The organism is Azospirillum tabaci (assembly GCF_014596085.1).
In the GTDB taxonomy this organism is placed as follows: Bacteria; Pseudomonadota; Alphaproteobacteria; order Azospirillales; family Azospirillaceae; genus Azospirillum; species Azospirillum tabaci.
This window is the reverse complement of the sequence record NZ_JACCJY010000005.1, coordinates 37,409-59,625: the sequence shown is the minus strand read 5'-3', so window position 1 is coordinate 59,625 and position 22,217 is coordinate 37,409. Positions and strand designations below refer to the sequence as shown.

At 65.8% G+C, this 22,217-nt stretch carries 22 protein-coding genes; all 22 read right to left on the bottom strand.

Annotated features, from left to right (window positions below; translation table 11 throughout):
• Positions 1-15 precede the first annotated feature (15 nt).
• Positions 16-270 (bottom strand): 30S ribosomal protein S17, encoded by a 255-nt coding sequence (rpsQ, locus tag H0B54_RS08380; protein WP_014241029.1) that lies wholly within the window; start codon positions 268-270, stop codon positions 16-18.
• Positions 271-282: 12 nt separating this feature from the next.
• On the bottom strand, positions 283-489 hold the full coding sequence (rpmC, locus tag H0B54_RS08375; RefSeq protein WP_094303026.1) for a 50S ribosomal protein L29: 207 nt from the start codon (positions 487-489) through the stop codon (positions 283-285).
• Positions 486-917, bottom strand: a complete 432-nt coding sequence (rplP, locus tag H0B54_RS08370) for a 50S ribosomal protein L16 (RefSeq protein WP_014241031.1) — start codon at positions 915-917, stop codon at positions 486-488. The genes rpmC and rplP overlap by 4 nt, the downstream gene beginning before the upstream one ends.
• Before the next feature lie 15 nt (positions 918-932).
• Positions 933-1,709: a 30S ribosomal protein S3 gene (rpsC, locus tag H0B54_RS08365; protein WP_094303027.1), complete on the bottom strand. Its 777-nt coding sequence runs from the start codon at positions 1,707-1,709 to the stop codon at positions 933-935.
• Position 1,710: 1 nt separating this feature from the next.
• The gene (gene rplV / locus H0B54_RS08360; protein WP_014241033.1) at positions 1,711-2,106 is read right to left on the bottom strand and encodes a 50S ribosomal protein L22; all 396 of its coding nucleotides are present in this window, start codon (positions 2,104-2,106) and stop codon (positions 1,711-1,713) included.
• A gap of 3 nt (positions 2,107-2,109) precedes the next feature.
• Entirely contained in the window at positions 2,110-2,388 is a 279-nt protein-coding gene (rpsS, locus tag H0B54_RS08355; protein WP_014241034.1) for a 30S ribosomal protein S19, read from the bottom strand.
• Between the two features lie 12 nt (positions 2,389-2,400).
• A complete protein-coding gene (rplB, locus tag H0B54_RS08350) occupies positions 2,401-3,228 on the bottom strand; it encodes a 50S ribosomal protein L2 (protein ID WP_188259947.1) in 828 nt (275 codons plus the stop codon).
• Between the two features lie 16 nt (positions 3,229-3,244).
• Positions 3,245-3,562: a 50S ribosomal protein L23 gene (locus tag H0B54_RS08345; RefSeq protein WP_094303029.1), complete on the bottom strand. Its 318-nt coding sequence runs from the start codon at positions 3,560-3,562 to the stop codon at positions 3,245-3,247.
• A complete protein-coding gene (gene rplD, locus H0B54_RS08340; protein ID WP_188259946.1) occupies positions 3,559-4,179 on the bottom strand; it encodes a 50S ribosomal protein L4 in 621 nt (206 codons plus the stop codon). The genes H0B54_RS08345 and rplD overlap by 4 nt, the downstream gene beginning before the upstream one ends.
• 5 nt (positions 4,180-4,184) lie before the next feature.
• Complete coding sequence (gene rplC, locus H0B54_RS08335; RefSeq protein ID WP_109070630.1) at positions 4,185-4,895, bottom strand: 50S ribosomal protein L3; 711 nt, start codon at positions 4,893-4,895, stop codon at positions 4,185-4,187.
• 60 nt (positions 4,896-4,955) lie between these two features.
• Positions 4,956-5,264: a 30S ribosomal protein S10 gene (rpsJ, locus tag H0B54_RS08330; RefSeq protein WP_014241039.1), complete on the bottom strand. Its 309-nt coding sequence runs from the start codon at positions 5,262-5,264 to the stop codon at positions 4,956-4,958.
• A gap of 456 nt (positions 5,265-5,720) precedes the next feature.
• Complete coding sequence (gene tuf / locus H0B54_RS08325; protein ID WP_014241041.1) at positions 5,721-6,911, bottom strand: elongation factor Tu; 1,191 nt, start codon at positions 6,909-6,911, stop codon at positions 5,721-5,723.
• Between the two features lie 37 nt (positions 6,912-6,948).
• Positions 6,949-9,027 (bottom strand): elongation factor G, encoded by a 2,079-nt coding sequence (gene fusA / locus H0B54_RS08320; protein WP_188259945.1) that lies wholly within the window; start codon positions 9,025-9,027, stop codon positions 6,949-6,951.
• A gap of 26 nt (positions 9,028-9,053) precedes the next feature.
• Positions 9,054-9,524, bottom strand: a complete 471-nt coding sequence (rpsG, locus tag H0B54_RS08315; RefSeq protein WP_014241043.1) for a 30S ribosomal protein S7 — start codon at positions 9,522-9,524, stop codon at positions 9,054-9,056.
• Between the two features lie 12 nt (positions 9,525-9,536).
• Complete coding sequence (gene rpsL, locus H0B54_RS08310) at positions 9,537-9,908, bottom strand: 30S ribosomal protein S12 (protein WP_012973201.1); 372 nt, start codon at positions 9,906-9,908, stop codon at positions 9,537-9,539.
• Positions 9,909-10,228: 320 nt separating this feature from the next.
• Complete coding sequence (locus H0B54_RS08305) at positions 10,229-10,942, bottom strand: DJ-1/PfpI family protein (protein ID WP_188259944.1); 714 nt, start codon at positions 10,940-10,942, stop codon at positions 10,229-10,231.
• A gap of 111 nt (positions 10,943-11,053) precedes the next feature.
• Positions 11,054-15,223 carry a DNA-directed RNA polymerase subunit beta' gene (gene rpoC / locus H0B54_RS08300; protein WP_188259943.1) on the bottom strand — a complete coding sequence of 1,390 codons (4,170 nt, stop codon included), beginning with the start codon at positions 15,221-15,223 and terminating at the stop codon, positions 11,054-11,056.
• Positions 15,224-15,323: 100 nt separating this feature from the next.
• Positions 15,324-19,517, bottom strand: coding sequence for a DNA-directed RNA polymerase subunit beta (gene rpoB, locus H0B54_RS08295; RefSeq protein WP_188259942.1), 4,194 nt, complete (start codon positions 19,515-19,517; stop codon positions 15,324-15,326).
• Positions 19,518-19,750: 233 nt separating this feature from the next.
• Complete coding sequence (gene rplL / locus H0B54_RS08290) at positions 19,751-20,128, bottom strand: 50S ribosomal protein L7/L12 (protein WP_094306329.1); 378 nt, start codon at positions 20,126-20,128, stop codon at positions 19,751-19,753.
• Between the two features lie 57 nt (positions 20,129-20,185).
• Positions 20,186-20,704: a 50S ribosomal protein L10 gene (rplJ, locus tag H0B54_RS08285; protein ID WP_094306330.1), complete on the bottom strand. Its 519-nt coding sequence runs from the start codon at positions 20,702-20,704 to the stop codon at positions 20,186-20,188.
• Between the two features lie 266 nt (positions 20,705-20,970).
• The gene (rplA, locus tag H0B54_RS08280) at positions 20,971-21,672 is read right to left on the bottom strand and encodes a 50S ribosomal protein L1 (RefSeq protein ID WP_188259941.1); all 702 of its coding nucleotides are present in this window, start codon (positions 21,670-21,672) and stop codon (positions 20,971-20,973) included.
• Positions 21,673-21,676: 4 nt separating this feature from the next.
• Entirely contained in the window at positions 21,677-22,111 is a 435-nt protein-coding gene (rplK, locus tag H0B54_RS08275) for a 50S ribosomal protein L11 (protein WP_188259940.1), read from the bottom strand.
• Positions 22,112-22,217 lie beyond the last annotated feature (106 nt).

Sequence of the window (22,217 nt, the reverse complement as noted above, 5' to 3'; positions counted from 1 at the left end):
TTTGTACCCTTCCGTTTACGCGGCGCCGCTAACGGCGGCGGACTCAAGCACGACCGTCCAGCGCTTGCGCTTGGAGATCGGGCGGCATTCGATGATCGAAACGGTATCGCCGACCTTGAACTGGTTGCCCTCGTCGTGGGCGGCGTACTTCTTCGACTGACGAATGAACTTCTTGTACACGGGGTGCATGACGCGGCGCTCGACCAGGACGATAACCGTCTTGTCGCCCTTGTCGCTGACCACCGTGCCCTGCAGAACGCGGCGAGGCATAGGTAGCCCTCCTTACTTGCCGGCTTCGGCAGAGCGCGAACGCTCGCCGAGGATCGTCTTGATGCGCGCGATGTCGCGACGCACCACTCGCACCCGCGCGGTGTTCTCCAGCTGGCCGGAGGCCCGCTGGAAACGCAGGTTGAACTGCTCCTTCTTGAGCTGGAGGAGCTGATCGTTCAGCTCCTCCGTGCTCTTCGCACGAACGTCGACGGGCTTCATGCCGCCACCTCCTCACCGCCGCCGAGGCGGGTCACCAGCTTGGTCTTGATCGGCAGCTTGGCGGCCGCCAGGGCGAACGCCTGCTTTGCCACATCCGCGGGCACGCCGTCCAGCTCAAACAGGATACGGCCGGGATGAACGCGGGCCGCCCAGTACTCGGGCGTGCCCTTACCGGAACCCATGCGGACTTCGGCGGGCTTGGTGGAGACCGGCAGGTCCGGGAACACGCGGATCCACACGCGGCCCTGACGCTTCATGGCGCGGGTGATCGCGCGGCGGGCCGCTTCGATCTGACGGGCCGTGATGCGCTCCGGCTCCAGGGCCTTGAGGCCGAAGGAGCCGAAGTTCAGCTGGGTGCCGCCCTTCGCGTTGCCGTGGATGCGGCCCTTGTGGGCCTTGCGGTACTTGGTACGCTTCGGAGAAAGCATCGCTCGTGCCCCTTACTAGCGGTCAGCCCGCTCGGAGCGGTCACGGTCGCCGCGACCACGGCCCCCACGCTCCTCACGGTCACCACGCTCGCGACGCTCACGCCGCGGCTCGCCATCGGTCGACACCGGCTCGGTGCCCATGCGCTTGTCCTGCGCCATCGGGTCGTGCGCCATGATCTCGCCCTTGAAGACCCACACCTTGACACCGCAGGTGCCGTAGGTGGTCTTCGCGGTCGCGGTGCCGTAGTCGATGTCCGCACGCAGGGTGTGCAGCGGAACGCGGCCCTCGCGGTACCACTCCAGACGGGCGATCTCGGCGCCGCCGAGACGACCGGAGCAGTTGATCCGGATGCCCTGGGCGCCCAGACGCATGGCCGACTGCACGGCGCGCTTCATGGCGCGGCGGAAGGCCACGCGGCGCTCCAGCTGGCTGGCGATGTTCTCGGCGATGAGCTTGGCATCGATCTCCGGCTTGCGGATCTCGATGATGTTCAGGCTCACCTCGCCGCCGGCCATCTTCGACAGCTCGGAACGCAGCTTCTCGATGTCCGCGCCCTTCTTGCCGATCACCACGCCCGGACGGGCTGAGTGGATGGTGACGCGGGCCTTCTTGGCCGGACGCTCGATGACCACGCGCGAGCAGCCGGCCTGCTGCAGGCGACCCTGCAGGTAGCCGCGCAGCTTCAGGTCCTGGTGCAGCAGGTTGGCGTAATCGCGCTTGGCGAACCAACGGCTGTCCCAGGTCCGGTTGATGCCGAGGCGCAGCCCGATCGGATTGACTTTCTGACCCATCTTACTCGGCCCCTTCGGCAGCGGCGGCGTCGCGCTCACGCACGATGATCGTCAGGTTGGAGAACAGCTTCTCGACCCGCGCGCCGCGGCCACGGGCGCGGGCGTGGAAGCGCTTCATCACCAGGGCGCGGCCGACCGTCGCCGAGGAGACGTACAGGCGGTCCACATCGAGCTGATGGTTGTTCTCGGCGTTGGCGATCGCGGCCTGCAGAACCTTCTTCACCTCGCCGGCGATGCGGCGCTTGGAGAAGGTCAGCTCGGCCACGGCGCTGCTGGCATCCTTGTTCCGGATGAGCTGGGCGACGAGGTTCAGCTTGCGCGGGCTGGTGCGGATCATCGGATTGGAGGCGATCGCCTCGTTCTCCGCGATACGGCTGGGGTTGGAGGGCTTGCCCATGGCTTACTTCCTCTTCGCCTTCTTGTCCGCCGCGTGCCCGTAGAAGGTGCGCGTCGGAGCGAACTCACCGAACTTGTGGCCGATCATGTTCTCGGTCACCAGAACCGGCAGGAACTTGTGGCCATTGTACACGCCGAACGTGAGACCCACGAACTGCGGCAGGATCGTCGAGCGGCGCGACCAGATCTTGATGATCTCGTTGCGGCCCGAGGCCCGCGACTTGTCCGCCTTCTTGAGCAGGTAGCCGTCGACGAACGGGCCCTTCCAAACGGAGCGTGCCATCGTCCGCCCTCCTTACTTCGAATGACGGCGGCGCAGGATCAGGCCATCCGTCTTCTTGTTGTGACGAGTCTTCTTGCCCTTGGTCGGCTTGCCCCACGGCGTGACCGGATGACGGCCACCCGAGGTGCGGCCTTCACCACCACCGTGCGGGTGGTCGATCGGGTTCATGGCGACACCACGGACGGACGGACGGATGCCCAGCCAACGGCTGCGACCGGCCTTGCCCTTGTTGGTGTTCATGTTGTCCGGGTTCGACACGGCACCCAGGGTGGCCATGCAGTCGCCGCGGACCACGCGAAGCTCGCCCGAGGGCAGCTTCAGCTGGGCGTACCCACCGTCGCGGCCGACCAGCTGCAGGTAGGTGCCGGCCGAACGGGCCAGCTGACCACCCTTGCCGGGCTTCAGCTCGACGTTGTGCAGCACGGAACCGACCGGGATGTTCTTCAGCGGCATGGCGTTGCCGGGCTTCACATCCACCTTCTCGCCGGCCACCACCGTGTCGCCCACCTTCAGGCGCTGCGGCGCCAGGATGTAGGACAGGGTGCCGTCCTCATACTTGATGAGGGCGATGAAGGCCGTGCGGTTCGGATCGTACTCCAGGCGCTCAACCGTCGCCGGGACGTCGAACTTGCGACGCTTGAAGTCCACCAGACGGTAGACGCGCTTGTGACCGCCACCCATCCGGCGCGCGGTGATGCGGCCGGTGTTGTTGCGGCCGCCGGACTTGGTCAGGCCCTCGGTGAGGGTCTTGACCGGCTTGCCCTTCCACAGCTCCGAGCGGTCGACGATGACCAGCTGGCGGAGCGACGGCGTAATTGGGCGATATTGCTTCAGAGCCATCGGATCACACTCCCGCTCAGATGCCCGTGGTCACGTCGATCTTGTTCCCCTCGGCGAGGGTCACGACGGCCTTCTTGAAGTCCGAGCGACGGCCGATGGTCCCGCGGAAGCGCTTGGTCTTGCCCTTGGAAACAAGGGTGTTGACCGCCGTCACCTTCACGTTGAACAGCCCCTCGACAGCCGCCTTGATCTCCGGCTTGGTCGCCGACAGCGGCACGCGGAACGTCACCTGATTGTGCTCCGACGCCATCGTCGACTTCTCGGTGATCACCGGAGCCAGGATGAGGTCGTACATCCGCTCCTGGCTCACCGCAGGTTTCGACTGCTTGCTCATTTCAGGCGAGCCTCCAGCTGCTCGACCGCGTTGCGGGTCAGGACCAGCGTATCGCGGCGAAGAATGTCGTAGACGTTGGCGCCCTGCTCCGGCAGCACGTCGATCAGCGGGATGTTGCGCGAGGCCCGAGCGAAGTTCTCGTTCAGGTTGGCGCCATCGATGATCAGAGCCGAGGTCAGGCCGAGCGAAGCAAGACGGACAGCCAGTTCCTTGGTCTTGTGGGTCTCGGCCGAAGCGGCGTCGAGGACCAGGAGCTTGCCTTCCGCGGCCTTGGTGGACAGCGCGGTCTTCAGCGCGAGCTTGCGGACCTTCTTGGTCAGGTCGTGCTCGTGGGAGCGGACGACCGGGCCGAAGATGGTCGCGCCACCACGGAACTGGGCGGAGCGCATGGAGCCCTGACGGGCGCGGCCGGTGCCCTTCTGGCGGTACGGCTTCTTGCCGGTGCCGGAGATCTCGCTGATCGTCTTGGTCTTGTGCGTACCGGCGCGGCGCTTGGCCAGCTGCCAGTTGACCATACGGGCCAGGATGTCCGTGCGCGACGGAAGGCCGAAGATCTCGTCAGCCAGCTCGATCTCGCCGACGGTCTCGTTGTTCAGGTTCTTAATGGTCGCCTTCATGGCCATCACTCCTGCGGCTCGGCGGCGGCTTCAGCGGCCGGCGCAGCCTTGATCCCGGCGGGGAACGGCAGACCTTCCGGAGCCTTCTTCTTCACCGCGTCGCGGATGCGGAGCCAAGCTCCCTCGGCGCCCGGAACGGCACCCTTGAGGAAGATCAGACCGCGGTCCTCATCGACCGACACGACCTTCAGGTTCAGAACCGTGACCTTCTCGTCGCCGAGATGACCGGCCATCTTCTTGTTCTTGAAGACCTTGCCGGGGTCCTGGCGGTTACCCGTCGAACCGTGCGAGCGGTGCGACACCGACACGCCGTGCGTCGCGCGCAGACCACCGAAGTTCCAGCGCTTCATCGGACCGGCGAAGCCCTTACCGATGGAAGTGCCGGTGACGTCGACGAACTGGCCCGGGACGAAATGCGCAGCCGAGAGCTCGGCGCCGACCTCGATCAGCGCGTCGGCATCGACGCGGAACTCGACCAGCTTGCGCTTGGGCTCGACGCGCGCCTTGGCGAAATGCCCGCGCTGCGGCTTCGTGACGTTCTTCACCTTGATGGCGCCTGCGCCGAGCTGGACGGCGGTGTAGCCATCCTTGTCCTCGGTGCGAACGGCGACGACCTGGCAGCTGTCGACTTTCAGCACAGTCACCGGCACGTGCTGCCCGTCGTCCGTGAAGACGCGGGTCATGCCGACTTTCTGCGCGATCAAACCGGATCGCATTGTTCTTTATCTCCTGACCAGGGACATCCTCAGAGGGAGAGGTCCCTCAACAGCAACGAATTAGAGCTTGATCTCGACGTCCACACCGGCAGCGAGGTCGAGCTTCATCAGCGCGTCCACCGTCTGCGGCGTCGGATCGACGATGTCGAGCAGACGCTTGTGGGTGCGGATTTCGAACTGCTCGCGCGACTTCTTGTCGACGTGCGGCGAGCGGTTCACCGTAAACTTCTCGATCTGCGTCGGCAGCGGGATCGGGCCCCGCACCCGAGCACCGGTCCGCTTGGCGGTGTTGACGATCTCGCTGGTCGACTGGTCGAGCACGCGATGATCGAACGCCTTCAAGCGGATGCGGATGTTCTGGCTGTCCATGTCCAAACGTCCCTTGCACCTCGTTTCGGTGGCGCGACTGCGCCACCGGCACCCCAAAATCTGTCCCCCGGGGACCCGCGGCGGCAGGCGAACCTGCGCCGGCTCACCGAAGCGGTGGGCGGCGGTTCGTCTGTCCGATCTGACGGCCGATACGAAAAAGAACATCCCCCGCATCGCAATGCGGATGGATGTTCCTGGCAGCAACCGGTGCAAGTGGAACTTGCGGTGCCGTTCGTGATCGGGCTGCGTCTAGGCCGGACGTGCCTACTACCAACCCAAATTCCAGAGGGCGTAACGTGTATGCCCTAGGCGCCCCGGTGTCAACCCACATTTTCCCCCTTGTGACAGGAGGATGACGGGATCGGACCGGTTCGGCGCGTCACGCCGCATTTTCGCGGTTCGGCTATGCAAAAAGGGGCCGACCCGCAGGCCGGCCCCTCTTCACAGAACGCGATCTTACTTGATGATCGAGGCGACGACGCCGGCGCCGACGGTGCGGCCACCCTCGCGGATGGCGAAGCGCAGGCCCTCGTCCATGGCGATCGGAGCGATCAGCTCGACTTCCATGGAGATGTTGTCGCCCGGCATCACCATCTCGGTGCCTTCCGGCAGCTTCACCATGCCCGTCACGTCGGTCGTGCGGAAGTAGAACTGCGGACGGTAGTTGGTGAAGAACGGCGTGTGACGGCCACCCTCTTCCTTTGTCAGGATGTAGGCCTCGGCCTTGAAGGTGGTGTGCGGCGTGATGCTGCCCGGCTTGGCCAGAACCTGGCCGCGCTCGACGTCCTCACGCTTGGTGCCGCGCAGCAGCGCGCCGATGTTGTCGCCGGCCTCACCCGAGTCGAGCAGCTTGCGGAACATCTCGACGCCGGTCACGGTGGTCTTGACCGTCGTCTTCAGACCGACGATCTCGACTTCCTCGCCGACCTTGACGATGCCGCGCTCGACGCGGCCGGTCACCACGGTGCCGCGGCCCGAGATCGAGAACACGTCCTCGATCGGCATCAGGAACGGACGGTCCTTCGGACGCTCCGGCTGCGGGATGTACTGGTCGACCTCGGCCATCAGCTTGAGGATCGCGTCACGGCCGATCTCCGGCGAACGGTCCTCCAGCGCGCACAGCGCCGAGCCCTTGACGATCGGAATGTCGTCGCCCGGGAACTGGTAGGAGGACAGCAGCTCGCGCACCTCCATCTCGACCAGCTCGAGCAGCTCCGGATCGTCGACCATGTCGACCTTGTTCATGAACACCACCAGCGCCGGCACGCCGACCTGGCGGGCCAGCAGGATGTGCTCGCGGGTCTGCGGCATCGGGCCGTCGGCGGCCGACACGACCAGGATCGCGCCGTCCATCTGCGCGGCGCCCGTGATCATGTTCTTCACGTAGTCGGCGTGGCCCGGGCAATCGACGTGGGCGTAGTGGCGGTTGGTCGTCTCGTACTCGACGTGCGCGGTCGAGATCGTGATGCCACGCGCCTTCTCTTCCGGCGCCTTGTCGATCTGGTCGTAGGCGGTGAAGGTCGCGCCGCCGCTCTCGGCCAGCACCTTCGTGATCGCCGCCGTCAGCGACGTCTTGCCGTGGTCGACGTGGCCGATCGTGCCAATGTTGCAGTGCGGCTTGTTCCGCTCGAACTTTGCCTTCGCCATGGTGTGTGCTCTCCGTCTCTTTGTCGTTCCAGCGGTTTCAGGCCATCCTGGCGCGGATGGTCTCCGCAATGGTCTGCGGCACCGGCTCGTGGTGGTCGAACTGCATCGTGTACTGCGCGCGCCCCTGACTCATCGAGCGCAGGGTGTTCACATAGCCGAACATCGACGCCAGCGGAACCATCGCCAGGATCGAACGGGCGTTGCCCCGCTGGTCCATGGCGGTGATCTGGCCGCGGCGGCTGTTCAGGTCCCCGATGATGTCGCCCATGTAGTCTTCGGGCGTCACCACCTCAACCCTCATGATCGGCTCCAGAAGCATCGGGCCGGCCTTCTGCATGCCCTCGCGGAAGGCCGCGCGGGTCGCGATCTCGAAGGCGAGCACCGAGGAGTCGACGTCGTGGAAGGCGCCGTCGACCAGCGCGACCTTGAGGTCGATCACCGGGAAGCCGGCGACCACCCCGGTGTGCAGCGAGGCGTCGAGCCCCTTCTGCACACCCGGAATGAACTCCTTGGGGACGGCCCCGCCAACGACCTTGTTCTGGAAGACGAAACCGCTGCCGGCAGGCTGCGGCTCGAAGACCAGCTTGACGCGGGCGAACTGGCCGGTCCCTCCGGTCTGCTTCTTGTGGGTGTAGTCGATCTCGGCGGCCTTGGAGATGGTCTCGCGGTACGCCACCTGCGGCGCACCGACGTTCGCATCCACCTTGAACTCCCGCTTCATGCGGTCGACGATGATTTCCAGATGCAGCTCGCCCATGCCCTTGATGATCGTCTGACCGCTTTCATGGTCGACGGCCACGCGGAAGGACGGATCCTCCTGGGCGAGGCGGGACAGCGCCATGCTCATCTTTTCCTGGTCGGCCTTGGACTTCGGCTCGACGGCCACCTCGATGACCGGTTCCGGAAATTCCATCCGCTCCAGGACGATGGGCTTGGCAGGATCGCACAGCGTGTCGCCGGTCGTCGTGCTCTTCAGCGCGGTGAAGGCGACAATGTCGCCGGCATAGGCCTCGTCGATCTCCTCCCGGCTGTTGGCGTGCATCAGCAGCATGCGGCCGATGCGCTCCTTCTCGTCCTTGCCGGGATTCATCACGGTGGTGCCGGAGGCGACCGTGCCGGAATAGACGCGCACGAAGGTGAGGGACCCGACGAAGGGGTCGTTCATGATCTTGAAGGCGAGCGCGGAGAAGGGAGCGGCGTCGTCCGGTGCGCGCTCATCCGTCTCGGGGCTGCCGACGCGGTGTCCACGGACCGCCCCGACGTCGACGGGGGCCGGCAAATAGTCCACCACGGCGTCCAGCATCGGCTGGATGCCCTTGTTCTTGAAGGCCGAGCCGCAGAGGACCGGCACGAAGCGCAGCCCGACGGTGCCCTTGCGGATGCAGGCCCTGAGCGTGTCCTCGGACGGTTCCTGCCCGGACTCGAGATAGGCCTCCATGGCCGCGTCGTCGAGTTCCAGGACGGCGTCGAGCAGCGCCTGGCGATGACGCGCCGCTTCGTCCTTCAGGGCGTCCGGAATGTCGGTGTGATAGAATTCGGCGCCCAGCGTCTCTTCTTTCCAGACGATGGCGCGCATGGCGACCAGATCGACGACGCCGACAAAGCTGGCTTCGGATCCGATCGGAAGCTGGAGGACGAGCGGGAAGGCTCCCAGCCGTTCCCTCATCATGTCGACGCAGCGGAAGAAGTCCGCGCCGGTGCGATCCAGCTTGTTGACGAAACACATGCGGGGCACGCCGTACTTGTCGGCCTGCCGCCACACGGTCTCGGACTGGGGCTCCACCCCCGCAACGGAATCGAATACCGCAACCGCACCGTCGAGCACGCGCAGGGAGCGTTCGACTTCGATCGTGAAGTCGACGTGGCCCGGCGTGTCGATGATGTTGATGCGATGATCGCGCCAGAAGCAGGTCGTGGCCGCGGAGGTGATGGTGATGCCCCGTTCCTGTTCCTGCTCCATCCAATCCATCACCGCGGTGCCCTCGTGCACCTCGCCGATTTTGTACGACTTTCCAGTGTAGTACAAAATCCGCTCGGTGGTCGTGGTCTTCCCGGCATCGATGTGAGCCATGATGCCGATGTTGCGGTAGCGGTTCAGAGGATGGGAACGGGGCATGACAAGCACCTGGGCCGGTGGGTGCCTTACCAGCGGTAGTGCGAGAACGCCTTGTTGGCTTCCGCCATACGATGGGTGTCCTCGCGCTTCTTCACGGCGGTGCCACGCTGGTTGGCGGCATCCAGCAGCTCACCCGACAGACGCTCGGTCATGGTGTTTTCCGAGCGGGCGCGGGCGGCGCCGATGAGCCAACGGATGGCCAGGGCCTGGGCGCGGTCCGTGCGGACCTCGACCGGAACCTGGTAGGTGGCGCCACCGACGCGACGCGAGCGCACTTCGAGGTGCGGCTTCACGTTCAGCAGGGCGTCGTGGAAGACCTGAACGGGCTCGTTCTTGGTCTTGGCCTCGATGCGGCTGAGCGCGCCGTAAACGATGCGCTCGGCGGCGGACTTCTTGCCGTCCAGCATCAGGCAGTTCATGAACTTGGTCAGGACGCGGTCGCCATACTTGGCGTCCGGCAGGACCTCACGCTTCTCGGCGCGACGACGACGGGACATCGTGAATACTCCTTACTTCGGACGCTTCGCGCCGTACTTCGAACGACGCTGCTTACGGTCCTTCACGCCCTGGGTATCGAGCGTGCCGCGGATGATGTGGTAGCGAACGCCGGGAAGATCCTTCACACGGCCGCCGCGGATCATAACCACCGAGTGTTCCTGGAGGTTATGGCCTTCACCGGGGATGTAGGAGGTCACTTCGAAGCCGTTCGTCAGGCGAACGCGGGCGACCTTACGCAGAGCCGAGTTCGGCTTCTTCGGCGTGGTCGTATAGACGCGGGTGCAGACGCCACGCTTCTGCGGGCACGCCTCCATCGCGGGAACCTTATTGCGCGCGGCCAAGGGCTCGCGCGGCTTACGGATCAACTGGTTGATCGTCGGCATATCTGCCCTTCATCCCTTCAGGTCACTCGGCCGGCGGAGCCGGGCCGATTGGAAAAACGCCCGGCGTTGACCGGACGATGCAAAAGCCCGCCTGCGAAGCCTGGAGGGCTTCGAGCGGGCCCAATGGTCGAACGCCGTCGGATGGGTCCGCAAGGACCCGGTCGTTCAGCTATGTCGCTTGGGTTCAGCCGGATGCCAGGCGGGATGGACGAAAGACCTTCCCGAGGCTCCTTTTGAAGTTCGCGGACTATATGGGTCTGCCGGGGACCCGTCAAGCGCGCAGATGACCGTTCGTCATGCGCTTCGACGACGTTTCTGTGTCAGCCGGAGCGAGCCGACCGGCGGCGGCGCAACGCCTCCGCGCCCGCCGTCACGGCGGCGGCCCGCGCCTCCAGCATCGGGCGCATCCGGGCGAGAAGATCGGTCGTCACACCCTCCCCTGCTCCGTCCGGCGACCCCGCATCGAAGGGCGGGTGGGGATCGTATTCGATGGACAGTTGGACGAGCCTCGCGGTCTCTTCGCCGAACAGGTCGGCGACGATCCGCAACGCCACATCGATTCCCGCGGTCACGCCGCCACCGGTGAACAGAGCGCCGTCCACCACCACGCGCTCCGCCACCGGCGTGGCGCCGAAGGCGGCGAGGAAATCGCGGGAGGCCCAATGCGTGCCGGCCCGCTTCCCCTCCAACAACCCGGCGGCGCCAAGGACCAGCGAGCCGGTGCAGATCCCGGAGAGATAGCGGGTGCTCGACGCCCGCTCCTCCAGGAAGGCCAAGACCTCCCCGTCGGTCAGCAGCGCGTTGATCCCGCCGCCTCCCGGCACCAGGAGAAGGTCGAGCGGCGGTGCCTCGGCGAGGGTGGTGGTGGGAAGGATCGTTAGGCCTGTGTCGGAGCGCACCGGATCGAGCGTCTTCCAAAGCAGATGCACTTGGGCGCCGGGCACACGAGCCAGCACCTCGTAAGGGCCGGTAAGATCGAGCTGCGTGACGTTGGGAAACAGCAGGAGGCCGAAGCTGGGCGCTTTTTCGGTCATCGTGGTGGCTCCTGTACGCGGAGTGGACGATGTTAGTCCCACTTGGACAAACGAGAAAGGGGCGCGTCCCCTGCGGAACGCGCCCCCTGCCCTACCCTATGCGCCGAAGCGTCAGGCCGCGGTGCTCTCGCCCGGATGCGGCAGGGCCGGAGCCTCGCCCTCGCCATCCTCGCCCAGCGCCATCGCGCGATCCCGCTCGGCGGCGATCTGCTTCAGGCGGTTGACGACGGAGCCCGTGCCCGCCGGGATCAGACGGCCGACGATCACGTTCTCCTTCAGGCCTTCCAGGTTGTCGGTCTTGCCCGACACCGCCGCCTCCGTGAGGACGCGGGTGGTTTCCTGGAACGACGCGGCGGAGATGAAGGACCGGGTCTGCAGCGACGCCTTGGTGATGCCCTGCAGGACCGGATGGCCGGCGGCCGGCTTCAGCCCCTCGGCGACGGTCTTCTCGTTCTCCTCGTCGAACTCCTGGCGGTCGACCTGCTCGCCCACCAGGAAGGTGGTCTCGCCGGCGTCGGTGATCTCGACCTTCTGCAGCATCTGGCGAACGATCACCTCGATGTGCTTGTCGTTGATCTTCACGCCCTGCAGTCGATAGACGTCCTGGATCTCGTTGATGAGGTAGTTGGCCAGAGCTTCCACGCCCATCACCGACAGGATGTCGTGCGGCACCGGGTTGCCGTCCATCAGCAGGTCGCCGCGCTGGACATAGTCACCCTCCTGCACGGAGATGTGCTTGCCCTTCGGGATCAGATACTCGCGCTCGTCCCCCGTCTCGTCGTTGCGGACGACGATGCGGCGCTTGGTCTTGTAGTCCTTGCCGAACTCCACGCGGCCGTCGAGGTCCGAGATGATCGCGAAGTCCTTCGGACGGCGCGCCTCGAACAGCTCGGCCACGCGCGGCAGACCGCCCGTGATGTCGCGGGTCTTGGACGACTCGCGCGGGATACGCGCCAGCACGTCGCCGGCCCGGACGTGGGCGCCGTTCTCGACCGAGAGAATGGCGTCCACCGACATGAAGTAGCGGGCCTCCAGACCGTTGGCGAGCGTGATGATCTCGCCCCGCTCGTCGCGCAGCGTGATGCGCGGCTTCAGATCCGCACCGCGCGGCTGCTGGCGCCAGTCCACCACGACCTTCGACGAGATGCCGGTCGCCTCGTCCATCACCTCGCGCATGGAGATGCCTTCCACGAGGTCCACGTAGTGGGCGGTACCCTCGCGCTCGGTGATGATCGGCAGGGTGTAGGGGTCCCACTCGGCCAGCTTCTGGCCGCGCTCGACCTTCACGCCCTCGTCGGCCAGCAGCTTCGCACCGTACGGGACGCGGTGACGCGCCCGCTCGCGGCCCTGCTCGTCGAGCAGGATCACCTCGGTGTTGCGGCCCATGACCACCGGGATGTTGGAGGAGTTGATGACGACGTTGCGGTTGTTGATCCGCACCGTGGCATCGAACGCCGCCTCCACCTGACTCTGCTCCGCGCCGCGCTGCGCCGCGCCACCGATGTGGAACGTGCGCATGGTGAGCTGCGTGCCCGGCTCGCCGATCGACTGGGCGGCGATGACGCCGACCGCCTCGCCGACGTTCACCAGCGTGCCGCGGGCCAGATCGCGGCCGTAGCACTTGGCGCAGACGCCGTCCTTGGTCTCGCAGGTCAGGACCGAGCGGATCATGACGCTGTCGATTCCCGAACGCTCGATGCGGTCAACCGTGGCCTCGTCGATCAGGCCGGCGTTCGGCACGATCAGTTCGCCGTTGAGCGGGTCGATCAGGTCGCCGACCACCGTGCGGCCGAGGATGCGGTCGCCCAGCGGGGAGATGACCTCGCCGCCGTCGATCACCGCCTTGACGGTGATGCCCTTGTCGGTGCCGCAATCGGTCTCGACGATGATGGCATCCTGGGCCACGTCGACGAGACGACGGGTCAGGTAACCGGAGTTCGCCGTCTTCAAGGCGGTGTCGGCCAGACCCTTGCGGGCGCCGTGGGTGGAGTTGAAGTACTCCAGCACGGTCAGGCCTTCCTTGAAGTTCGAGATGATCGGCGTCTCGATGATCTCGCCCGACGGCTTGGCCATGAGGCCGCGCATACCCGCCAGCTGGCGGATCTGGGCGGCCGAGCCACGCGCACCGGAGTGGGCCATCATGTAGACCGAGTTGACCGGCTTGCCCGGCTTGGTGTCGGAGATGACCTTCATCATCTCCGTCGCCACCTTTTCGGTGCATTCCGACCAGACGTCGACGACCTTGTTGTACTTCTCGCCCTGGGTGATCAGGCCGTCGAGATACTGCTGCTCGAACTCCTTCACCCGCTCCTTGCTGTCGTTGACCAGCTTCTTCTTCGCCTCGGGGATGACCATGTCATCCTTGCCGAAGGAGATGCCGGCGCGGCAGGCGTGGCCGAAGCCGAGCTTCATCAGGCGGTCGGCGAAGATCACCGTCTCCTTCTGACCGCAGTGGCGGTAGACGGCGTCGATGACGTTGCCGACGTCCTTCTTGGTCAGCAGGCGGTTGATCAGCGCGAAGGGCACCGCCGGGTTGCGCGGCAGGATCTCGGACAGCAGCATGCGGCCCGGAGTCGTCTCCACGATGGAGATCTTCTCGTCACCGTTCTCGTCCACGCCCTTGTAGCGCGCCTTCACCTTGGCGTGCAGCGTCACGACCTTGGCGTCCAGCGCCTGCTCGATCTCGCCGACGTTGGCGAAGGTCATGCCCTCGCCCTTCTCGCCCGGCCGGTCCATCGTGATGTAGTAGAGACCCAGCACGATGTCCTGCGACGGCACGATGATCGGCTTGCCGTTGGCGGGCGACAGGATGTTGTTGGTCGACATCATCAGGACGCGCGCTTCCAACTGGGCCTCGAGGCTCAGCGGGACGTGCACGGCCATCTGGTCGCCGTCGAAGTCCGCGTTGAAGGCGGTGCAGACCAGCGGGTGGAGCTGGATCGCCTTGCCTTCGATCAGCGTCGGCTCGAAGGCCTGGATGCCCAGGCGGTGCAGCGTCGGCGCGCGGTTCAGCATCACCGGATGCTCGCGGATGACCTCCTCAAGGATGTCCCACACCTCGGGACGCTCCTTCTCGACCATCCGCTTGGCGGCCTTGATGGTCGAGGCGAGGCCGTACAGCTCCAGCTTCGCGTAGATGAAGGGCTTGAACAGCTCAAGCGCCATCTTCTTCGGCAGGCCGCACTGGTGCAGCTTCAGCTCCGGACCGACCACGATGACCGAACGGCCCGAGTAGTCGACGCGCTTGCCGAGCAGGTTCTGACGGAAGCGGCCCTGCTTGCCCTTCAGCATGTCGGACAGCGACTTCAACGGACGCTTATTGGCGCCGGTGATGACGCGGCCGCGGCGGCCGTTGTCGAACAGCGCGTCGACGGCCTCCTGCAGCATGCGCTTCTCGTTGCGGACGATGATGTCCGGCGCCTTCAGCTCGATCAGCCGCTTCAGACGGTTGTTGCGGTTGATGACGCGGCGGTACAGGTCGTTCAGGTCAGACGTCGCGAAGCGGCCGCCGTCCAGCGGGACGAGCGGGCGCAGCTCCGGCGGGATCACCGGAATCACTTCCAGGATCATCCATTCCGGACGCGACTGCGACGACAGGAAGGCGTCGATCAGCTTCAGCCGCTTCACGAGCTTCTTGCGCTTGGCCTCGGACGAGGTGTCCCGCAGCTCCTCGCGGCAGGTCTTCTTCTCCTCCTCCATGTCGAGCGCCGACAGCATGATGCGCAGCGCCTCGGCACCGATGGAGGCGGTGAAGGCGTCCTCGCCGTACTCGTCCTGGGCGGAGACAAACTCCTCCTCGCTGAGAAGCTGGTGGAGCTTCAGCGGGGTCAGGCCCGGCTCGATGACGACGTAGTTCTCGAAATAGAGGATGCGCTCCAGATCCTTCAGCGTCATGTCGAGCAGCAGACCGATGCGGCTCGGCAGGGACTTCAGGAACCAGATGTGGGCGACCGGCGAGGCGAGTTCGATGTGGCCCATGCGCTCGCGCCGGACCTTCGACAGCGTCACCTCGACGCCGCACTTCTCGCAGATGATGCCACGGTACTTCATGCGCTTGTACTTGCCGCACAAGCACTCGTAGTCCTTGATCGGGCCGAAGATGCGGGCGCAGAACAGGCCGTCGCGCTCGGGCTTGAAAGTGCGATAGTTGATGGTTTCCGGCTTCTTGATCTCGCCGAACGACCAGGACCGGATGCGCTCGGGGCTCGCGATCTGAATGCGGATCTGATCGAAGCTCTGGGGACCCTGGACCTGGCCGAAAATGTTCATCAACTCGTTCATGACCGTCTCCCGCTGGCAGCGCCGCGTTGTCGGTTAAGGGCAGTTCCCGCCGGAAGGGGCCAACATGGCCCCTCCTCCGGCGGGTTCAAGTCTCTTTGGCTCAGTACGACCGCTGGTTCAGCTCGACGTTCAGGCCCAGGGAGCGCAGCTCCTTGACCAGAACGTTGAAGGACTCAGGGATGCCCGCCTCGAAGTTGTCGTCACCGCGGACGATCGCCTCGTAGACCTTGGTGCGGCCGGACACGTCGTCCGACTTGACCGTGAGCATCTCCTGCAGCGTGTAGGCGGCGCCGTAGGCTTCGAGCGCCCACACCTCCATCTCACCGAACCGCTGTCCGCCGAACTGGGCCTTACCGCCCAGCGGCTGCTGGGTGACCAGCGAGTAGGGACCGATCGAGCGCGCGTGGATCTTGTCGTCCACGAGGTGGTGCAGCTTCAGCATGTAGATGTAGCCGACGGTCACCTTGCGGTCGAAAGCCTCGCCGGTGCGCCCGTCGATCAGGGTGACCTGACCGGAGCGGTCCAGACCCGCCTTCTCGAGCTGCTGGCAGATGTCCTCCTCGCGCGCGCCGTCGAAGACCGGCGTGGCGAAGGGAACGCCCTTGCGCAGGTTGCCACCCAGCTCCAGCAGCTCGCCTTCGGTCATGTCGGCGATCTGGTCATCGTAGACCTTCTGGCCGTAGGCTTCCTTCAGCGTGATGCGCAGCCCGTCCATGGTCTGGGCGGCGTCGCCGCGGCCCTTCATGGCGAGGCGGTACTGGTCGATGGCGCGGCCGATCTGCTTGCCCAGGCCGGCCGAGGCCCAGCCCAGGTGCGTCTCCAGGATCTGACCGATGTTCATGCGCGACGGCACGCCCAGCGGGTTCAGCACCAGATCGACCGGCTGGCCGTCCTCCAGGTAGGGCATGTCCTCCTGCGGCAGGATGCGGGAAACCACACCCTTGTTGCCGTGGCGGCCGGCCATCTTGTCGCCCGGCTGCAGCTTGCGCTTCACCGCGACGAAGACCTTGACCATCTTCATCACGCCCGGCGGCAGTTCGTCGCCGCGCTGCAGCTTCTCGACCTTGTTCTCGAAGCGGTTCTGCAGCGCCTGGATCGAGTCGTCGAAGACCTTGCCCAGGCTCTCCACCGTCTCCATCACCTGCTCGTCGGCGATGGAGATCTGACGCCACTGACCCTTGGTCAGGTTCGCCAGCTCGGCGTCGGTGAGGACCGTGCCGGCCTTCATGCCCTTCGGACCGGACTGCGCGGTCTGGCCGAGGATGACCTCCTTCAAGCGGGTGTAGAAGCTGCGCTCCAGGATCGCGCGCTCGTCGTCGCGGTCCTTGGCCAGCTTCTCGATCTCGGCGCGCTCGATCGCCAGGGCGCGCTCGTCCTTGTCGACGCCGCGGCGGCTGAAGACGCGGACCTCGACGATCGTCCCGGCGACGCCCGGCGGCAGGCGCAGCGAGGTGTCGCGGACATCGGACGCCTTCTCGCCGAAGATGGCGCGCAGCAGCTTCTCTTCCGGAGTCATCGGGCTTTCGCCCTTCGGCGTCACTTTGCCGACCAGGATGTCGCCCGGACGGACCTCGGCGCCGATGTAGACGATGCCGGCCTCGTCGAGGTTCTTGAGGGCTTCCTCACCGACGTTCGGAATGTCGCGGGTGATTTCCTCCTGGCCCAGCTTGGTGTCGCGGGCCATGACCTCGAACTCCTCGATGTGGATCGAGGTGAAGACGTCGTCCTTGACGATGCGCTCGTTGATGAGGATCGAGTCCTCGAAGTTGTAGCCGTTCCACGGCATGAAGGCGACGAGCACGTTGCGGCCCAGCGCCAGCTCGCCCAGCTCCGTCGAGGGGCCGTCGGCGATGATGTCGCCGGCCGCCACGCGGTCACCCACCTTCACCAGCGGACGCTGGGTGATGCAGGTGTTCTGGTTGGAACGCTGGAACTTCAGCAGGTTGTAGATGTCCACGCCCGGCGCCGTGGCGTCGGACGAGTCGGTCGCCCGGACCACGATGCGGGTCGCGTCGATCTGGTCGACGATGCCCTTGCGCTTGGCGACGATGGTCACGCCGCTGTCGCGGGCCACCGTGGCCTCCATGCCCGTGCCGACCAGCGGCGCGTCGGCCTTGACCAGCGGCACCGCCTGACGCTGCATGTTCGAGCCCATCAGCGCGCGGTTCGCGTCGTCGTTCTCGAGGAACGGGATCAGCGCCGCGGCGACGGAGACGAGCTGCTTCGGCGACACGTCGATCAGGTCGATGGCCTCCGGACGGAACATCAGGTATTCGCCACCCTGCCGGCACGACACGAGGTCAGCGGCGAAGCGGTTGTCCGCGTCCAGCTCGGCGTTCGCCTGGGCGACGACGTAGCGGCCCTCCTCCATGGCGGAGAGGTAGACCACCTCGTCGGTGACGCGCCCGTCCTGAACCTTGCGGTACGGGCTCTCGATGAAGCCGTACTGGTTCACGCGGGCGTAGGTCGCCAGCGAGTTGATCAGACCGATGTTCGGACCTTCGGGCGTCTCAATCGGGCAGATGCGGCCGTAATGCGTCGGGTGCACGTCGCGCACCTCGAAGCCGGCGCGCTCGCGGGTCAGACCGCCCGGGCCGAGGGCCGAGAGACGACGCTTGTGCGTGATCTCGGACAGCGGGTTGGTCTGGTCCATGAACTGCGAGAGCTGCGAGGAGCCGAAGAACTCGCGCACCGCCGCCGCCGCCGGCTTGGCGTTGATCAGGTCGTGCGGCATGACCGTGTCGATCTCGACCGAGCTCATGCGCTCGCGGATCGCGCGCTCCATGCGCAGCAGGCCGACGCGGTACTGGTTCTCCATCAGCTCGCCGACCGAGCGGACGCGGCGGTTGCCGAGATGGTCGATGTCGTCGATCTCGCCGCGGCCGTCCTTCAGGTTCACCAGAACCTTGAGGATCGACATGATGTCCTGCTTGCGCAGGACGCGGACGCTGTCGTCGGTCTGGAAGTTCAGGCGCGCGTTCATCTTGACGCGGCCCACCGCCGACAGGTCGTAACGCTCGCTGTCGAAGAACAGGCCGGCGAACAGCGCCTCGGCCGACTCCAGGGTCGGCGGCTCGCCCGGACGCATGACGCGGTAGATGTCGATCAGCGCGTCCTCGCGGGACGCGTTGCGGTCGGCGGCCATCGTGTTGCGGATGTAGGCGCCGACGTTGAGATGGTCGATCGCCAGCACCGGCAGCTCGTCGACGCCGGCCTTCTCCAGCTTGTCGAGGTCGCTGGCCGACAATTCGTCACCGGCTTCGAACAGGACTTCGCCGGTCCGCTCGTTGATGATGTCGACGGCGAGGTAGCGGCCGGTCAGCTCCTCGGTGGAGACGAGCTGCTCGGTGAGACCGCCCTCGACCAGCTTCTTGATCAGGCGCGGCGTCATCTTGGTGCCGGCCTCGGCGACGACTTGGCCGGAAGTCGCGTCCACGAGGTCGGAGGCGACCTTCACGCCTTTCATGCGGTCGGCGTTGAAGGGGGTCTTCCAGCCGCCCGACGCGCGGGTGTAGGTGATCGTCTCGTAGAAGAAATTGAGGATCTCTTCCTTCGACATGCCCTGCGCCTCGTAGGGCAGCAGGTCCTTCTTCTGGGCCTTCCGCTCGGCGCGCAGCGCCTCGGTCTCCGCGCCGTCCAGGGCGAACAGCAGCGTGGTGGCCGGCAGCTTGCGGCGGCGGTCGATGCGCACGTAGACGAGGTCCTTGGCGTCGAACTCGAAGTCGAGCCAGGAGCCGCGGTACGGGATCACGCGGGCGGCGAAGAGATACTTGCCCGACGAGTGGGTCTTGCCCTTGTCGTGGTCGAAGAAGACGCCCGGGCTGCGATGCATCTGGGAGACGATGACGCGCTCGGTGCCGTTGATGATGAAGGTGCCGTTGGCCGTCATCAGGGGCATGTCGCCCATGTAGACGTCCTGCTCCTTGATGTCGCGGATCGAGCGCAGGCCCGTGTCCTCTTCCACGTCGAAGACGGAGAGGCGCAGGGTCACCTTCAGCGGGGCGGCGAAGGTCATGCCGCGCTGCTGGCACTCTTCGACGTCATACTTCGGCTGCTCAAGCTCGTACTTCACGAAGTCGAGGACGGCGCGGTCGGAGAAGTCCTTGATCGGGAACACCGACCGGAACACCTCCTGCAGACCCAGGTTGGCCCGCTTCTCCGGCGGGACGTCCATTTGCAGGAAGTGATCGTAGGAGCTGCGCTGCACCTCGATGAGGTTGGGCATCTGGGTGACTTCCGGGATGCGCCCGAAGCTCTTCCGAACACGCTTTCGACCCGTAAAGGATTTGGCCATGGATGTCCCCAAACGTCAGAATCGTGAGTACGCTCGACCAGAAGCACGCGAACCAGAGTGCTCGCCGCGACGCGGCGATGATCGCGCGGCCCGCCCCTTATGCAGGGACGGAAAGAGCCGGACCGGGAAGCCCGGTCCGGTGGAAGGCAGAAAACGCCGTGCGGCGGCGGGCCCCCTCGGGGACCAGCCGCCGTCCGGCGTGGATATGTCTTATCCGTCGCAGCAAGACGGTCTTACTTAATATCGACCTTCGCGCCGGCCTCTTCAAGCTGCTTCTTGATCTTGGCGGCCTCGTCCTTCGACACGCCTTCCTTGACCGGCTTCGGAGCGCCTTCGACCAGGTCCTTGGCTTCCTTCAGGCCCAGGCCGGTGATGGCGCGGACTTCCTTGATCACGTTGATCTTCTTGTCGCCGGCGTCGGCGAGGATCACGTTGAACTCGGTCTGCTCCTCGACCGGGGCAGCGGCGGCGGCCGGGCCGGCGGCGGCGGCAACGGCCACCGGAGCGGCGGCGGAAACGCCCCACTTCTCTTCCAGCAGCTTCGACAGCTCGGCGGCCTCGATGACGGTCAGGGCCGAGAGATCGTCGACCAGCTTCTGCAGATCAGCCATTTTAATGCTCCAACAACTCGATGTTCTGGGATGGGTAGAGAGTTAGACGGATGCGGCTCAGGCCGCCTCGTCCTTCTTCGCGTAGGCCGCCAGCACGCGGGCGACCTGGCCGCCCGGAGCCTGGAGAACGCCGGCGATGCGGGTCGCCGGGGTCTGGATCATGCCCACGAGCTTGGCGCGCAGTTCGTCCAGCGACGGGAGCGTGGCGAGAGCCTTCACTCCCTCCGCGTCGAGGACCTGGTTGCCGAGAGCGGCACCGACGATCTTCAGCTTCTCGTTGGACTTGGCGTAGTCGGCCACCACCTTGGCGGCGGCCACCGGGTCCTTCGAGTAGGCGATCGCGGTCGGCCCCTTGAAGAGACCGTCCAGACCTTCGAACTGCGTGCCCTGAAGGGCGCGACGGGCGAGCCGGTTCTTCGTCACCTTGAAGCCCGCGCCCGCGGCCCGCATCTTGCCACGCAGGTCGGTGACTTCCGCCACCGTCAGGCCCAGATGGTGGGTGACCACCACCAGGCCCGTGTCCTGGAGCTTCGACTGCAGGTCCGCGATCGTCGCTTCTTTTTGTGTACGATCCACGGATCGCCTCCTTGCACAGAGGTTTACGAGAGGCCCCTTCCCTTGCGGTCGGGAGCCCCGGCGAACCTGTCCCAGAAGTTCGAGCCGTTCCTGAACCGCGGGCAAGCCCGCGTGGTTAACGGTTCAACTCCTGTCTGCTCTGGCGGGTTTAAGCCCTTGCCTCTGGAGAGGCGCCGGCACCAGCGGTCTTGGACAGGGTGGGCGCCCCCGCAGGGACACCCGATCGCCGCCGGTCCCGAGGGAGCCGGCGGCGAAACTCAGGTCACTCAGGCCGTGGCGGCCAGAGTGGACAGATCCAGCTTCAGGCCCGGCCCCATGGTCGAGGACAGCGAGACCTTCAGCAGGTACTGGCCCTTGGCACCGGTCGGCTTGGCGCGGGTGATGGCATCCACGAAGGCGCGGATGTTCTGCACCAGGGCCTCTTCCGAGAAGCTGGCCTTGCCGACGCCGGCGTGCACGATGCCGGTCTTCTCGGCGCGGAACTCCACGGCGCCGGCCTTGGCGGCCTTGACGGCGCCGGCCACGTCGGGGGTCACGGTGCCGAGCTTCGGGTTCGGCATCAGGCCGCGCGGGCCGAGGACCTTACCGAGCTTGCCGACGACGCCCATCATGTCCGGAGACGCGATGCAGCGATCGAAGTCGATGTTGCCGGCCAGGATCTTCTCGGCCAGATCGTCGGCGCCGACGATGTCCGCGCCGGCGGCCAGGGCGTCGTCCGCCTTGGTGCCCTTGGCGAACACGGCGACGCGCACGGTCTTGCCGGTACCGTTCGGCAGGTTCACCACGCCGCGGACCATCTGGTCGGCGTGACGCGGGTCGATGCCCAGGTTCATGGCGATTTCGATGGTCTCATCGAACTTCGCCTTGGGCAGGCCCTTCAGCAGGGAGACGGCGCCTTCCAGCGAGTAGAGCGCCTCGCGGTCGACCTTCTTGTAGGAATCGGTCAGACGCTTGCCGAGCTTCGCCATGGGATCAGCCCTCCACCACTTCGAGGCCCATCGAACGGGCGGAACCGGCGATCATGCTCGCGGCCGCGTCGACGTCGTGGGCGTTCAGGTCCTTCATCTTCTTCTCGGCGATGTCACGAATCTGGGTCTTCGTGATCTTGCCGGCGAAAGCGCCCTTGCCGGTGGTCTGCGAACCCTTGTCGATGCCAGCGGCCTTCTTCAGGAAGTAGCTGACCGGCGGGGTCTTCGTGACGAAGGTGAAGGTGCGGTCGCCGTAGGCGGTGATGACCACCGGGATCGGCATACCGACTTCCAGGTCCTGCGTCTTGGCGTTGAACGCCTTGCAGAACTCCATGATGTTCAGGCCGCGCTGACCGAGCGCCGGGCCGATGGGCGGCGACGGATTCGCCTTGCCGGCCGGAACCTGCAGCTTGATGAAGCCGACGATTTTCTTTGCCATGTCACAACCTCCAGATACGACGCCACGATACGCTGTCCGGCGTCGCGGGGCTTTGCGGTGCGGCTATGGCGGGCCTTCCGCAGCAGAAAGGAACACATGACTTTTG

Bases quoted from the DNA above. Each gene is read 5' to 3' on its own strand.
- rpsQ (WP_014241029.1), bottom strand. From the start codon at position 270: ATGCCTCGCCGCGTTCTGCAGGGCACGGTGGTCAGCGACAAGGGCGAC.
- rpmC (WP_094303026.1), bottom strand. From the start codon at position 489: ATGAAGCCCGTCGACGTTCGTGCGAAGAGCACGGAGGAGCTGAACGAT.
- rplP (WP_014241031.1), bottom strand. From the start codon at position 917: ATGCTTTCTCCGAAGCGTACCAAGTACCGCAAGGCCCACAAGGGCCGC.
- rpsC (WP_094303027.1), bottom strand. From the start codon at position 1,709: ATGGGTCAGAAAGTCAATCCGATCGGGCTGCGCCTCGGCATCAACCGG.
- rplV (WP_014241033.1), bottom strand. From the start codon at position 2,106: ATGGGCAAGCCCTCCAACCCCAGCCGTATCGCGGAGAACGAGGCGATC.
- rpsS (WP_014241034.1), bottom strand. From the start codon at position 2,388: ATGGCACGCTCCGTTTGGAAGGGCCCGTTCGTCGACGGCTACCTGCTC.
- rplB (WP_188259947.1), bottom strand. From the start codon at position 3,228: ATGGCTCTGAAGCAATATCGCCCAATTACGCCGTCGCTCCGCCAGCTG.
- H0B54_RS08345 (WP_094303029.1), bottom strand. From the start codon at position 3,562: ATGAGCAAGCAGTCGAAACCTGCGGTGAGCCAGGAGCGGATGTACGAC.
- rplD (WP_188259946.1), bottom strand. From the start codon at position 4,179: ATGAAGGCGACCATTAAGAACCTGAACAACGAGACCGTCGGCGAGATC.
- rplC (WP_109070630.1), bottom strand. From the start codon at position 4,895: ATGCGATCCGGTTTGATCGCGCAGAAAGTCGGCATGACCCGCGTCTTC.
- rpsJ (WP_014241039.1), bottom strand. From the start codon at position 5,264: ATGGACAGCCAGAACATCCGCATCCGCTTGAAGGCGTTCGATCATCGC.
- tuf (WP_014241041.1), bottom strand. From the start codon at position 6,911: ATGGCGAAGGCAAAGTTCGAGCGGAACAAGCCGCACTGCAACATTGGC.
- fusA (WP_188259945.1), bottom strand. From the start codon at position 9,027: ATGCCCCGTTCCCATCCTCTGAACCGCTACCGCAACATCGGCATCATG.
- rpsG (WP_014241043.1), bottom strand. From the start codon at position 9,524: ATGTCCCGTCGTCGTCGCGCCGAGAAGCGTGAGGTCCTGCCGGACGCC.
- rpsL (WP_012973201.1), bottom strand. From the start codon at position 9,908: ATGCCGACGATCAACCAGTTGATCCGTAAGCCGCGCGAGCCCTTGGCC.
- H0B54_RS08305 (WP_188259944.1), bottom strand. From the start codon at position 10,942: ATGACCGAAAAAGCGCCCAGCTTCGGCCTCCTGCTGTTTCCCAACGTC.
- rpoC (WP_188259943.1), bottom strand. From the start codon at position 15,223: ATGAACGAGTTGATGAACATTTTCGGCCAGGTCCAGGGTCCCCAGAGC.
- rpoB (WP_188259942.1), bottom strand. From the start codon at position 19,517: ATGGCCAAATCCTTTACGGGTCGAAAGCGTGTTCGGAAGAGCTTCGGG.
- rplL (WP_094306329.1), bottom strand. From the start codon at position 20,128: ATGGCTGATCTGCAGAAGCTGGTCGACGATCTCTCGGCCCTGACCGTC.
- rplA (WP_188259941.1), bottom strand. From the start codon at position 21,672: ATGGCGAAGCTCGGCAAGCGTCTGACCGATTCCTACAAGAAGGTCGAC.
- rplK (WP_188259940.1), bottom strand. From the start codon at position 22,111: ATGGCAAAGAAAATCGTCGGCTTCATCAAGCTGCAGGTTCCGGCCGGC.